The organism is Pseudomonas sp. Marseille-Q5299, assembly GCF_943737035.1.
In the GTDB taxonomy this organism is placed as follows: domain Bacteria; phylum Pseudomonadota; class Gammaproteobacteria; order Pseudomonadales; family Pseudomonadaceae; genus Aquipseudomonas; species Aquipseudomonas putida_E.
Genome location: NZ_CALSFR010000001.1, coordinates 206029 through 221216 on the forward strand (window position 1 = coordinate 206029; position 15188 = coordinate 221216).

A 15188-nucleotide genomic window follows, 5' to 3' on the forward strand; every position below is an offset into this window, starting at 1 on the left:
CCCCTGCCCCTTCGTCTCTCTCAGTACGCTTAATTCTCCAGTGATGGCGAGACCGAGATGACACCCCAGAACCAATCCACCGATGACGCGCTGCTGGCCCTGCTCTGCGAGCTCGACGAAACCGCCGCTGCCCCTGCCGGCATCGTTGCCCACGGCGCCGACCACGCGCCGCTGTCGTTCGCCCAGGAGCAGTTGTGGCTGCTCGATCAGCTCGACCCCGATGCCGCCACCTACAACCAGCCGCGCGCCTTTTTGCTCCAGGGCCCGCTGCAGGCGCAAGACCTGCAACAGGCACTGGACCGGGTCATCGACCGTCACGACATCCTGCGTACCCGCATCAACGAGGTGCAGGGCCAGCCACGCCAGCAGGTCGACCGCGCAGCGCGGCTGAACCTGCGCTGCGTCGACCTGCGCAGCCAACCACAGCACGTGCTGCGCGAGGCGCTGCACACCGAAGCCGCCACCCCGTTCGACCTCACCCAGGCCCCACTGCTGCGCGCCTGCCTGTACCAGCTGGGCGCGCAACGCCATGTGCTGGCCCTGACCAGCCACCACATCGTCAGTGATGCCTGGTCCAATCCGGTGCTGCTGCGCGACCTCTCGCAGGCCTACGCCAACGCCTGCGCCGGCAGTGACTGTCAGCTGCCTCGCCCAGCGGTGCAGTACCTGGACTTCGCCCACTGGCAGCGCGGCGTCTACCAGGCCAGCCCGGCCCACGAACGCGCCGCCAGCTACTGGCGCCAGTACCTGCAAGGTGGCCTGCAACGGCTGGAACTGCCCACCGATCACCCGCGCGACAGCCGCCCCGCCACCGCCGCCGGGACCTGCACCCTGGCGTTGCCCGCCGCGCTGTTCAGCCAGCTGCAGGCAGCCTGCCGGGCCAATGGCCTGACGCCGTTCATGGTGCTGCTGGCCGCTTGGCAACTGGTACTTGGCCGCCATGCCCGGCAGGAGGATTTCATCGTTGGTGTGCCCAATGCCGGGCGCACCCAGGAACAGGTACAGGACCTGATCGGCTTTTTCGTCAACAGCCAGATCCACCGGGCACGCCTGGACCCGCGCCAGTCCGTGGCCGGCCTGCTCGAGCAGGTGCGCAAGCACGCCCTGGCGTGCCTGGAACATGCCGACTATCCGCTTGAGCAAGCGCTTGCCGAACAACGCCACAGCACCAACGGCGTACTGTTCCACTGCCTGTTCAACTGGACCAGCGACAATGCCGAGCAGCCCCCGGCCGGTTTCGCAGGTTTGCACATCGAGCCCTTGCCCAGTGCGCCGACTGCCGCCAAGTTCGACCTCAGCCTCAACGTTCAGGCGGGTCGCGAGCGGCTCGGCATCAGCCTCGACTACGATGCCGCGCTGTTCGAGGCAGCCACCGCTGAGCGGCTGGGCGAGGACTGGCTGGCCATCCTCCAGGCCATGCTCGACCACCCCGAGTGCGCTATCGGTGAGCTTCATGCGCAACCTGCCTTGCAGCGTGAACAGTGGCTGGCGGCCGCACAGGGCCCCGCTGGCGATGCCCTCGACGGCCTGGCCGTGCACCAGCAGTTCGCACGCCTGGCGCGCAGCCACGGCGAGGCCGTTGCGCTGGTCGCCGGCGACTCGCACCTGAGCTACCGCGCCCTCGACAACGCCGCCGAGCGCCTTGCCCGCCGGCTGCAAGCCGCCGGCATCCGCCCGGGCGAGCGAGTGGCGGTGGCCCTGGAGCGCGGCGCACCGCTGATCGTCGCCTTGCTGGCCACCCTCAAGGCCGGCGCGGCGTACGTGCCGCTGGACCCCCAGTTCCCCGCCGAACGCCTGGCCTACATGCTTGAAGATTGCGGCGCCCCCCTGCTGCTGAGCCAGGCCTCGGTGCTGGCTGCCCTGCCAACGCCAGGCCAGCAGGTACTGCTGCTCGATGACTTCGACCTGCAGGCCACGCACCAGCCCGAACCGGCCCTGGCCCTGGACTGCCCACCGCAGCAACTGGCCTACGTGCTCTATACCTCCGGTTCGACTGGCAACCCCAAGGGCGTGATGGTGCCCCATGGCGCACTGTCCAATTTCGTCGCGGCCATGGCCAAAGCCCCCGGCCTGCACCCGGGCCAGCGCCTGCTGAGCATCACCACCTGCTCCTTCGACATCTTCGGCCTGGAGCTGTACCTGCCACTGTGCACCGGGGCGTGCATGGTGCTGGCCGACAAGCACACCGTGCAGGACCCGGCGGCAATCCTCGACCTGCTGATCAGCGAGCACGTCGACGTGCTGCAGGCCACCCCGTCGACATGGCGCATGCTGCTCGACAATGACCCCGACCAACGCCTGCCTGCACTGACCGCGCTATGCGGCGGGGAAGCGCTCGGCGATGACCTGGCGGTAAGGCTGCTGGCCCGTTGCGCCGCGCTGTGGAACCTGTACGGCCCGACCGAAACCACCATCTGGTCGGCGCGCCACGCACTGGCCCGCGCCAGCGCCCGCCCCGAACTGGGCCAGCCGATCGAGCGCACCGGCCTGTTGCTGCTCGACGGCAACCTGCTGCCCAGCCCCCCGGGGGTGCCGGCTGACCTGTACATCGGCGGCGACGGCCTGGCCCAGGGTTACCACCAGCGCCCCGGCCTGACCGCCGAACGCTTCGTGCCGCACCCCTATGGCAAGCCCGGCGAGCGCCTGTACCGCACCGGCGACCTGGCGCGCCGCCACGCCAGCGGTAGCCTGGACTTCCTTGGCCGGGTCGATCATCAGGTGAAGATCCGTGGTTTTCGCATCGAGCTGGGCGAGATCGAAGCGGCCCTGCTCACCCTGGACGCGGTGCGCGAAGCCGCAGTGGTCGCCCGCGACGGCGTCGATGGCGCTCAACTGGTCGCCTATGTGGTACCCGCCAGCAGGCCCGCCGACATCCAGGCATTCACCGAACACTGCCTGGCGCCGCTGCGTGAGCAACTGCCGGGCTATATGTTGCCAGCACGCCTGCACCTGTTGCAGGCCATGCCGCTGACACCCAACGGCAAGCTCGACCGCAAGGCCCTGCCGGTGGTCGATGAAAGCCCGGCGCAGGCTCGCTACCTGGCGCCGACCACTGACCTGCAACGCCAGGTTGCGGCCACCTGGGCCGAGCTGCTGAAGGCCGAACGCGTCGGGCTGGGTGATGATTTCTTCGCCCTGGGCGGCCATTCGCTGCTGGTGGCGCGGGCAGTCTCGCGCCTGCGCCATGAGCTGGCGCTGAACTTCCCCCTGCGCCTGCTGTTCGACCAGCCGCGCCTGGGCGACTTCTGCCAGGCCCTGTCGCAGCTGCAAAGGGCCACGCCGCTGGCCCTGCCGGTGCAAACCGCGCGTGACCAACTGCCGCTGTCTTACGCTCAGGAGCGCCAGTGGCTGCTGTGGAAGCTGGCCCCAGAAAGCAGCGCCTACCACATTCCCAGCGTGTTGCGCCTGCGCGGCCCGCTGGATGTCACCGCCCTGAGCCGAGCATTCGACCAGCTGATTGCCCGCCATGAAGCGCTGCGCACCTGCTTCACCCTCGAAGGTGAACGGCCGCGCCAGCACATCCTCGCCCCCTGGTCGCTGAACCTGCAGTGCCAGTCACTTGAAGAGAGCCAGTGCCAAGCCTTTATCGCAGGCCTGCTCGGCCAGCCCTTCGACCTGGCCAACGGCCCGCTGCTGCGTGTAGGGCTGGCGCGCCTGGCGGCCGACCACCACGTGCTGGTGCTGGTGCAGCACCACATCGTCTCCGACGCCTGGTCGATGCAGGTGATGGTCCGCGAGCTGTGCGCGCTCTATCAAGGCCAGGCCTTGCCCGCACTGGCACTGCAATACGCCGACTTCGCTGCCTGGCAGCGTCGCTGGCTGGATGACGGCGAGCGCGAGCGCCAGCTGGCCTACTGGCGCACACGCCTGGCCGGCGAGCAACCGGTGCTCGAGCTGCCCTGCGATCACCCCCGTCGCGACAACGCCAAGCGCCCGGCAGCACGCTTGCATCTGGTATTGCCCACGGCACTGGGCGAAACCGTGCAACGCTTCGCCAGCGCGCACCAGGCGACAGTTCCGATGGTGCTGCTGGCGGCCTGGCAGGCCCTGCTGCACCGCTACACCGGCCAGCCGGACATCCGCATCGGCGTACCGGTGGCCAACCGCAACCGCCTGGAAACCGAGCAATTGATCGGCTTCTTCGTCAACACGCTGGTGCTGCGCGCCGACTGCACGGCCGACCTGTCGTTTGCCGGGCTGCTGGCGCAGACCCGCCAGGCCATGGTCGAAGCCCAAGACCACCAGGACCTGCCCTACGAGCAACTGCTCGAAGCCCTGCTGCCCCAGCGCGGCCCGCAACAGGGCTTGTTCCAGGTGCTGTACAACCACCACCAGGCGGCCGATGCCGCGCCACTGGGTGCGCTGCACCTGGAGGCACTGGACAGCCAGCCGCAGGAGGCCCAGTTCGACCTGGCGCTAAGCACGGCCCAGGGTGAACACGGCCTCAGCGCCAGCTTTACCTACGACCGCACGCTGTTCGACGCCACCACCCTGCAACGCCTGGCCAGGCACTGGCTGAACCTGCTCGAACAGGCCCTGGCCCAGCCAGGGCTGCCGCTCGCACGACTGGCCCTGATGGACCCGGCCGAACGCTTGCAGGTCCAGGACGCCTGGAACGGCGCGCCGGTCGCCCACCCACAAACGCAAGCGCTGGCGGCACGCATCGAAGCCCAGGTACAACGGCAGCCGCAGGCTGTTGCCCTGCGCTATCAGGGCCAGGCCTTGAGCTACGCCGAGCTCAACCAGCGCGCCAACCGCCTGGCACACCGCCTGATCGCGGCGGGCGTGGGCGCCGAGGTGCCGGTGGGCCTGGTGGCAGAGCGCGGCTTCGCGATGATCGTCGGCTTGCTGGCCATCCTCAAGGCCGGCGGCGCCTACGTGCCGCTCGACCCCGCGCACCCGGCAGAGCGCCTGGCTTTCGTGGTCCGCGACAGCGGCATCAAGGTGCTACTCGACCAGCCAGGCCTGCTCGCCGAACTGCCAGAGTACGACGGGCTGCTGCGCCTGAACCTGGAGGCCGGCTACGACGACCAGCCGGTGGACAATCCCGCGCCGCGCAGCAGCGTCGACAACCTCGCCTACATCATCTACACCTCCGGCTCCACCGGCCTGCCCAAAGGTACGCTGCTCAGCCAGCGCAATGTCCTAAGGCTGTTCAGTGCCTGCGATCGCTGGTTCCGCTTCGACCACAATGACGTCTGGACCCTTTTCCACTCCTTTGCCTTCGATTTTTCGGTGTGGGAGATCTTCGGTGCGCTCCTGCATGGAGGCCGCCTGGTGATCGTGCCGCAGTCCCTGAGCCGCGACCCGCAGGGCTTCCTGCAGCTGCTGGTGGACGAGCGTGTAAGCGTACTCAACCAGACACCTTCGGCTTTCAAACCACTGACCCAGGCCGCGTGCAGCGCCACCTCGGCAGACCTTGCCCTGCGCCTTGTGATCTTCGGCGGCGAAGCGCTCGACGTGGCTGCACTGCGCCCCTGGTTCGAGCGCTTCGGCGCACAGCGGCCACAATTGGTGAACATGTACGGCATCACCGAAACCACTGTGCACGTCACCTATCGACCGATTGGCCTGGATGACCTGAACCGCACGGTGAGCCCGATCGGCGAACTGATCGACGACCTCAGCGGCTACCTGCTCGACGGCGAACTCGAGCCGGTTCCGGCGGGCTGCGTCGGCGAGCTGTACATCGGCCAGGCGGGCCTCGCCCGAGGCTACCTCAACCGCGCCGGGCTGAGCGCCACGCGCTTCATCGCCAACCCGTTCTCCACCCAGCCCGGCAGCCGCCTTTACCGCACCGGCGACCTGGCGCGCCGCCGTAGCGACGGCACCCTCGAATACATCGGGCGCATCGACCAACAGGTGAAGGTCCGCGGCTTCCGTATTGAACTGGGCGAAGTCGAGGCCAGCCTGCTAGCGCAGCCGACGGTGGCGCAGGCAGTGGTGATCGCCGACCAGGGGCCCGCCGGCACCCGCCTGCTCGCCTACCTGGTGGCGCATGCAGGCCAGGGCGGCGACACCGGCGCCCTGCGCGCCGCGCTCAAGGCGCAGCTCCCCGACTACATGGTGCCGGCCCATTGCATGTGGCTCGAACAGCTGCCCCTGACCGTCAACGGCAAACTCGACCGCAGTGCCCTGCCGGCACCAGCCGACAGCAACGCCCAACGCACCTTCCGCGCCCCCCACACACCGTTGCAGGAGCAACTGGCCGGCATCTGGCAACAGGTGCTCGGCGTGCAGGCCGTGGGCCTGGACGACGACTTCTTCGAGCTGGGCGGCCATTCGCTGCTGGTGATCAACGTCGTTTCGCGCATCCAGCTGGAGCTGGGCCGCGAGCTGACCCCACAGGCCCTGTTCCAGCACCCGACCCTTCAAGCCCTGGCGCTTCACCTGGACACCACTACAACTGCGGTCGATGAAAACAAGCTCGACACCCTCGAAGCCTGGCTCGACGAAATGGAGGAACACTGATGGACAGCACTGCCGCTTCGAGAATCGCCAAGCGCTTTGTCCTGCTGCCGCTGGAAAAGCGCCGGCAGTACCTGATGAAGATGCGCGAGGAAGGCCTGTCGGTGGCCAGCCTGCCGATCCCTCAGGTACGTGACGCGTTCGACCGCCTGCCGTTGTCGTTCGCCCAGCAACGCCAATGGTTCCTCTGGCAGTTCGATCGCCAGGCCAGCGCCTATCACATCCCCTGCGCCCTGCGCCTGCGCGGCGCCCTGAACGTGGCTGCGCTGCAGGCCAGCCTTGAGGCGCTGGTGCGCCGCCATGACAGCCTGCGCACGCGTTTCATCGAAGACGAGCAAGGCGTCGCGCAGCAGGTCGACAGCACCGTCGCGCTGCCCCTGACGCTCACCACGCTCGATGAGCAGGCCGTACAGGCCCATATCCAGGCGCGGGTACGTGAACCTTTCGACCTGGCTTGCGGCCCATTACTGCGTGCCGAGTTGCTGCAACTGGGCAGCGATGACCATGTGCTGCTGCTGGTGCAGCACCACATCATCAGCGACGGCCGCTCGATGCAGGTGATGGTCAAGGAGCTGACCCACTGCTACGCCCGCTTCAGCCAGGGCCTGACCAGCCAGTTGCCAGAACCACAGCTGCAGTACGCCGACTACGCCATCTGGCAACGCCACTGGATGGAAGCCGGCGAGCAGGAACGCCAGCTCGACTACTGGCGCCAGCGCCTGGGCAGCGCAGTGCCAGTGCTGGAACTGCCATTGGACCGGCCACGCCCGAGCGTGCAGCGATTCGACGGTGCGCGCCTGCCGCTGGCCATCCCGCCGGCCCTGGCCCTGGCCGTGCGCCAGCTGGCCCAGGCACGCCAGGCCACACCGTTCATGGTGCTGCTGGCCTCGTTCATGGCCCTGCTGCACCGTTACACCCGCCAGCAGGACATCCGCGTCGGCGTGCCCAGCGCCAACCGTAACCGGGTCGAGGCCGAAGACCTGATCGGCTTCTTCGTCAACACCCTGGTCATCGATGGCCAGTGCCAGCCGACCCTGTCTTTCGAGCAACTGCTCGACCAGGTCAAAACCACCACCTTGCAGGCCCAGGCCCACCAGGACCTGCCCTTCGAGCAACTGGTCGAGGCCTTGCAGCCCGAGCGCAACCTCAGCCACAACCCGTTGTTCCAGGTCATGTTCAACCATCAGGTCGGCGCGCCCCAGCCGAACGAAACGGCCCTCGGCCATGGCCTGGCCATCGAGCCGCTGCCACTGGCAGGCGAGACCGCGCAGCTGGACCTGACCCTCAACACCTTTGAGGACGCCCGGGGCCTGAGTGCGAGCCTGACCTACGCCACAGCCCTGTTCGACCACACGTCCATCCAACGCCTGGGCGACCACTGGCTGCGCCTGCTGGCGCAAGTGGTGCATGCCCCGCAGCAGGCGCTTGGCGAGGTGACACTGCTGGCCGATGAAGAACGCCAGCGCTTGCTCACCCAGTGGAACGCCACCACCCACGCCTACCCTGCCACGCCGTCGATCCATGCCTTGGTCGAAGCCCAGGCACGCCGCACACCCGATGCCACCGCACTGCTGTTCGGCGACAGCGCGCTGAGCTACGCCCAGCTCAACCGTCAGGCCAACCGGCTGGCCCACGCCCTGATCGCCCAAGGCGTGCGCCAGGACACGCCGGTCGGCATCGCCGCCGAGCGCAGCCTGGAACTGGTGGTTGGCCTGCTGGCCATCCTCAAGGCCGGCGGCGCCTACGTGCCGCTGGACCCTGAATACCCCGCCGAGCGCCTGAGCTACATGGTCGAAGACAGTGGCATCGGCCTGCTGCTGACCCAGTCGCACCTGCGCGATCGCCTGCCGCTGCCGCCCCGGCTGCCCGTGCTCCTGCTCGACCAGGCGTTGGCTGCGCAGCCCGAGCACGATCCGCAGCTGCCGTGCGCGCCCGAGCAACTGGCCTACGTCATCTACACCTCCGGCTCCACCGGCCGCCCGAAAGGCGCGGGTAACAGCCACCAGGCCCTGGCCAACCGCCTGCAGTGGATGCAGGCGGCCTACGGCCTGGATGCCAGCGACACAGTGCTGCAGAAGACCCCCTTCAGCTTCGACGTGTCGGTGTGGGAGTTCTTCTGGCCGTTGATCACCGGCGCCCGCCTGGCCATCGCCGCACCGGGTGACCACCGCGACCCGGCGCGCCTGGTACAACTGATCGTCCAGCATCAGGTCACCACCCTGCACTTTGTGCCCTCGATGCTGCAGGCCTTCCTGCTCGACGACCAGGTTGCCCGCTGCAGCAGCCTGCAGCGCATCGTCTGCAGTGGCGAAGCACTGCCGGTGGAGGCGCAGCAGCAAGTATTCGCGCAACTGCCGCAGGCCCGCTTGTACAACCTGTACGGGCCCACCGAAGCGGCCATCGACGTCACCCACTGGACCTGCCGTGACGAGGGTAAGACCGGCGTACCGATTGGTAATCCGATCGCCAACCTGGCCTGCTGGATCCTTGATGCCGGCCTGCAGCCGCAACCCGCGGGCGTCATCGGCGAGCTGTACCTGGGCGGCGTGGGCCTTGCCCGCGGTTATCACCAACGCCCGGCACTGACCGCCGAGCGTTTCGTTGCCTGCCCGTTCCAGCCTGGCGCACGCATGTACCGCACGGGCGACCTGGCGCGCTACCGCGCCGACGGCGTGATCGAGTACTGCGGGCGCATCGACCACCAGGTAAAAATCCGCGGCCTGCGCATCGAACTCGGCGAGATCGAAGCGCGCCTGATGGAGCAACCCGCCATCCACGAGGCCGCCGTGCTGGCCGTGGACAACCAGCTGGTCGCCTACCTGGTGGCCAAGGCCGGCACACCGCTGCCGGAGCGCGAGCAACTGAGCCAGGCACTGCTGGCCCACCTGCCCGACTACATGGTGCCCAACCAGTGGTTGTTCCTGCAGCGCATGCCGCTGAGCCCCAATGGCAAACTCGACCGCAAGGCCCTGCCCGCCCCGGGGCTGGCTCAGGCCCAGGCCAGCTACAGCGCCGCCGAAGATGAACTGCAGGCACGCCTGGTGCAGGTCTGGCAGCGGGTGCTCAAGCGTGAGCACGTGGGCATTGATGACAACTTCTTCGAGCTGGGCGGCGACTCGATCGTGTCCATCCAACTGGTGAGCCAGGCTCGACGCGACGGCCTGCACTTCACCCCCAAAGACCTGTTCAGCCACCAGACCGTGCGCACGCTGGCCCACGTCACCCTGACCCAGGCCGAACCGGCCGAGGCCGCATACCTGCCCGCCAGCGGTCGCAGCCTGCTACTGCCGATGCAACAGCAGTTCTTCGCCCAGGCCGTACCACAGGCGCAGCGCTGGAACCAGTCGGTGATGCTCAAGGCCAACCAGGCGCTGGCCCCGGCCCATGTGCGCCAGGCACTCGCTGCACTGCTGGCCACCCACGATGCCTTGCGCCTGCGCTTCAGCCAGGTGCAAGGCGAGTGGCAGGCACACTTTGCCCCGCACGTGCCCGACGACGACGTGCTCTGGCTGTTCGAACCAAGCCAGGGCGACAGCTGGCAGGGCCTGTGCGACCGTGCTCAGGGCAGCCTCGACCTGGCCCAAGGCCCGTTGCTGCGCGCAGTGCAAGGGGTGGTCGACGGTGAGCTGCGCCTGCTGCTGGTGATCCACCACCTGGCCGTTGACGGTGTGTCCTGGCGCATCCTGCTTGAAGACCTCCAAAGTGCCTATTCCCAGGCGGCTGCCGGCCAGGCCTGCGCGCTGCCACCGCGTACCCTGTCGGTGCAGGACTGGGCCCTGCGCCTGCAAGCGCACGCACAGAGCCCGGCCGGGGAGCAGGAAGCCGCCTTCTGGCAACGCCAGTGCGCCGATATCGACAGCACGCTGCCGGTGATCGATGCCGACGCTGCGCTGCGCCTGCGCGACAGCCGCAGCGTCACCACCCATCTGGATGCCGCGACCACCACGCGCCTGCTCAAGGATTGCCCGGCCGCCTACCGCACGCAGATCAACGACCTGCTGCTGGCCGCCCTCGCCCGCGTGCTGCAACGCTGGACCGGCGCCGATGACCATCTGGTGGAACTCGAAGGCCATGGCCGCGAAGCCTTCGCCGACGTCGAGGCCGACCTGACCCGCAGCGTCGGCTGGCTGACCAGCCTCTACCCGGCCCGCATCAGCGCCGGCAGCTCGCTGGCCGAAGCGATCATGCTGACCAAGGAACACTTGCGCGCCCTGCCGGGCAAAGGTGCGTTCTTCGGTGCCCTGCGCAGCTTCGCCAGCCCGGCAATACGTGAGGCCCTGGCCGCGCTGCCCGCTGCGCGTATCACCTTCAACTACCTGGGCCAGTTCGACAGTGGCAACGACGATGCCGCCACGCTGATGCGGCCGATCCCGGCAGACAAAGGCCGCGAACACAGCGCCGATGCACCGCTGCAGAACTGGCTGGCACTCAATGGCCAGGTGTTCGACGGCGAGCTGCGCTTGAACTGGAGCTTCAGCCAGCGCATGTTCGAGCCGGCTCAACTGCAGCGCCTGGCCGATGACTACGCCGCCGAGTTGCGCGAGGTCGTGGCCCTGTGCGGCCAGGGCGTGCGCCGGGGCCTGACCCCTTCGGACGTGCCGCTGGCCCGCCTGAGCCAGGCCCAGCTGGCCCTGTTGCCCTTCGCCTGCGACCAGGTCGAGGACATCTACCCGCTGTCCACCGTGCAGCAGGGCATGCTGTTCCACACCCAGGATGCCGGTGCCGGGGACTTCTACATCAACCAGACCAGCGTCGAGGTCCAAGGCCTGGAGGCGCCGCGTTTCATCGCCGCCTGGGGCCGGTTGGTGGAGCGCCACGAGATGCTGCGCAGTGCCTTCTGGCAGGCGCCGCAGCTGAGCGAGCCACTGCAGGTGGTGCTGCGCCAGGGCCAGCTCGACGCCCGGGAGCTGGACTGGCGTGGCCAGGCCGTCGAGCCGGCGCGCCTGGCCGCCGCCGCCGAAGCCGAGCGCCGCCGCCCGTTCGACCTGCTCGCCCCGCCCCTGCTGCGCCTGTTGCTGGTGCGCCTGGATGACGAGCGCCACCAACTGATCCTGACCAGCCACCACATGCTCATGGATGGCTGGAGCCAGTCACGCCTGCTCGGTGAACTGTTCCAGTGCTACGCCGGCCAGCCGTTGCCGGCTCAGCAAGGCCGCTACAGCGACTACATCCGCTGGCTGCAGGCGCCGGCGCAACAGGCCAGCGAAGCCTTCTGGCGGCCACGCCTGGCCGAGCTGCAGGCCCCCACCCAGCTGGCCGGTGCGGCCGGCAGCCGCAGCGCCCAGGAAGGCCACGGCGCGCTCTACCTGCACTGGGACGAGCAGCGCACCACCTGGCTGCGCGAGCAGGCCCAGCGCCTGCGCGTAACCCCCAACACCCTGGTGCAGGCTGCCTGGGTGCTGCTGTTGCAACGTTACACCGGCCAACAGACCGTGTGCTTCGGCGCCACCGTGTCCGGTCGCCCGGCCAGCCTCCCGGGTGCCGACAGCCTGCTGGGGCTGTTCATCAACACCTTGCCGATCATCCAGGCACCGCACCCGGCACAAGCGGTGCAGGACTGGCTGCAACAGTTGCAGACCTGCAACCTGGAAGTGCGCGACCACGAGCACACGCCGCTGGTGGACATCCAGCGCTGGGCCCAGAGCAACGGCCAGGCGCTGTTCGACAGCATCATCGTGTTCGAGAACTACCCCATCGATGAACGCCTGCAATCGGCCGGTGCCGCCGGCCTGCGTTTCGGCGAAGCGCAACTGCGCGACGTCACCAACTACCCGATGGACTTGGCGGTGCACCTCAATACCCGCCTGCGTATCGAGTTCCTCTACCGCCTGGACCATTTCCAGGCGCAGCAGGTGCAGGCCATCCGCCGCCACTTCGAAGCCTTGCTCGAACGCCTGCTGAGCCACCCCGAGGCGGCAGTCGGCACGCTCGGCCTGCTCGACACCGTCGTGCAGCCACACGCACAGCCCTGCGATACAGCACAGCATGACCTGGCCAGCCTGATCGGCCGTCATGCAAAGGAGCGTGCAGACCAGGTGGCAGTGCGCTGCGACGGGGTGCAACTGACCTACGGGCAATTGGAAGAGCAGGCCAACCGCCTGGCCTGGACCCTGCTCGAACGCGGTATCGGGCGCGAGGACCGGGTGGGCATCGCCCTGGACCGCTCGGTGCGCACCATCGTTGCTTTCTACGCGGTGATGAAGGCTGGCGCGGCCTATGTGCCGCTGGACATCGATTACCCCGCCGAACGCCTGCAGTGGATCATCGGCGACGCCGACGTGGCCCTGTTGCTGACCGACAGCGTTATCGGCGAGCGCCTGGGCATCGCCCCCGAGCGCCGCCTGGACCTGGACCGGTGCGAGCTGTCCGCGCAGCGTCACGCGCCGCAACAGCAGGCGCTGGACGATCAGCTCAGTTACATGATCTACACCTCCGGCTCCACCGGTAACCCCAAGGGCGTGGCCGTGGCCCGAGGCCCGCTGCGCATGCACTGCCAGGCGATCATCGAACGCTATGAAATGGGCCCGTCGACCCGCGAACTGCTGTTCATGTCGTTCGCCTTCGACGGTGCCCAGGAGCGCTGGCTGTCGACCCTGATCAGCGGGGGCTTGCTGGTGGTGCGTGGCAACACCCTGTGGACCCCGCAGCAGACCTGGGACGTGCTGCATGCCGAGGCCATCAGCATCGCCTGCTTCCCGCCGGCCTATCTTCAGCAACTGGCCGAATATGGCCAGGCACAACCGGCCCCGCCCCCTGTGCGCATCTACTGCTTCGGCGGCGATGCAGTGGCCGATGCCAACTTCGAGCAGGTCAAGCAGGTGCTCAAACCGCAGTACCTCACCAACGGCTACGGCCCTACCGAAACCGTGGTCACCCCACTGCTGTGGAAGGTGCCGGTGACGGCGCGCTGCGAAGCGGTGTATGCACCCATTGGCGTGGCCGTGGGCAACCGCACGCTGCATGTACTGGATGATTGCCTCAACCCGCTGCCGGCAGGCCTGGCCGGCGAGCTGTACATCGGTGGCGAGGGCCTTGCCCGTGGCTATCACCGCCGCCCGGGGCTGAGTGCCGAGCGCTTCGTCGCCGACCCGTTCAGCGCCACTGGCGGGCGCCTGTACCGCACCGGTGACCTGGTACGCCAGCGCCCGGACGGGGTGTTCGACTACCTCGGGCGTTTGGACAATCAGGTGAAGGTCCGCGGTTTTCGCATCGAACTGGGTGAGATCGAGGCGCGCCTGCGCGATATCGCCAACGTGCTCGATGCCGTGGTGGTGGCGCGCGAGGGTGCCAACGGTAAGCAGCTGGTCGGTTACGTGGTACGTGGCGACGGCGAGCGGGCTGTCATCCCGATGCTCGAGTACCTGCGCCAGGTACTGCCGGACTACATGGTACCGGCGCAACTGATGGTGCTCGATGCCTTGCCGCTAACCCCCAATGGCAAGGTCGATCGCCGCGCACTGCCCGAGCCTCTCATGTGCGAACGCCAGTACCAGGCACCGGCGGATGACCGCCAGCGTGCGCTGGCGGCGATATGGGCCGATGTGTTGGGCCTGGAGCAGGTTGGGGTGAGTGATCATTTCTTCGAACTGGGGGGCGATTCACTGGGTGTGCTCAAGGTGCTCTCGCGCTTGCGCAACCAACCGCAACTGGGCCTGAACCTGAAGCTGCGCGACCTGATCGCCCGCCCGACCATCGCCGAACTGTGCCCGGCCGAGGCGCGCGAGCAGGCGGCGCTCGACCCACTGCTGCTGCTCAACCGCAAGGTCGAACGCCAGGCACCGCTGTTCTGCCTGCATGCAGGCTTCGGCACGGTGTTCGACTACCGCGCACTGGCTCAGCGGCTGGACGGCGTTTGCAGTGTCTATGGCCTGCAGAACCGCATGCTGCTCGACCGCCAGTGGCAGGACGAGTCGCTCGAAGCCATGGCCATCGACTACGCCCAGTACATCCGCCAGAAGCAGCCCCAAGGCCCCTACCGCCTGCTGGGCTGGTCGCTGGGTGGCACCCTGGCGCTACTGGTGGCCCGCGAGCTGGAGAGCCAGGGCCAGCAGATCGACCTGCTTGGTCTGGTTGACCCGTATGTACCGGGTGAGCCAGGTGCGGCGCTGGACGAAGACTGCGGCGGCGACCTGCGCGCCTTCCTCGCCGTGGTCAGTGGCCGCCCGGCCGACAGCCTGCCGCTGTTCCCGGTAGCGGCCAATGCCGATGCCACGCAGCTGCAGGCACTGATCGAGCGGAGCCTGGGCGCAGAGGCCATGGACGGCCTGCAAAGCAGCGAGGATCTGGCGCGCACGTTTACCGTCGCCATGACCCTCAAGGCCCTGTCGCTGCAAGTGCACGCCCTGCCTGCGGTACGCGCCAGCCTGGACTGCTGGTGGGCACAGAGCAGCGAAGCGGGCGTCTGCCAGGCCTTCGAAGCGCGCCACGCGATCCACTCCAGCCAGTGCCTGGCCGCAGATCACTACGCCATCGTCAGCCATGGTGCACTGCTCGAAACCGTGCTTCACCGCCTGCAGCCGGTGGCCGCACCAACCCTGTGAGCCTGCGCCCGGCCGCCCTGCGCGGCCGGGCCCTTATCCAACAATGTGAAGGAAACCCGAATGTCCCTGGATTGCGATCTGGAAGCGTTCCTGGAACTGGCCGAACTCGGCCGCCTGACGGGCAAGAGCCAGCCCATGCATCAGTTGGGCATCGCCCAGGCGCGGGCGGAATTTGAAAAC

Annotated in this window: 2 protein-coding genes; both read left to right on the forward strand. The window is 68.1% G+C overall.

Annotated elements, in window-relative coordinates; translation table 11 throughout:
- Positions 1–57 precede the first annotated feature (57 nt).
- Positions 58–6471 carry a non-ribosomal peptide synthetase gene (locus NGJ21_RS00955; RefSeq protein ID WP_251961689.1) on the forward strand — a complete coding sequence of 2138 codons (6414 nt, stop codon included), beginning with the start codon at positions 58–60 and terminating at the stop codon, positions 6469–6471.
- Entirely contained in the window at positions 6471–15008 is an 8538-nt protein-coding gene (locus tag NGJ21_RS00960) for a non-ribosomal peptide synthetase (protein WP_251961690.1), read from the forward strand. The genes NGJ21_RS00955 and NGJ21_RS00960 overlap by 1 nt, the downstream gene beginning before the upstream one ends.
- Positions 15009–15188: the final 180 nt, after the last annotated feature.

Coding starts and splice junctions, on each gene's coding strand:
- NGJ21_RS00955 (WP_251961689.1), top strand. CDS start 58: ATGACACCCCAGAACCAATCCACCGATGACGCGCTGCTGGCCCTGCTC.
- NGJ21_RS00960 (WP_251961690.1), top strand. CDS start 6,471: ATGGACAGCACTGCCGCTTCGAGAATCGCCAAGCGCTTTGTCCTGCTG.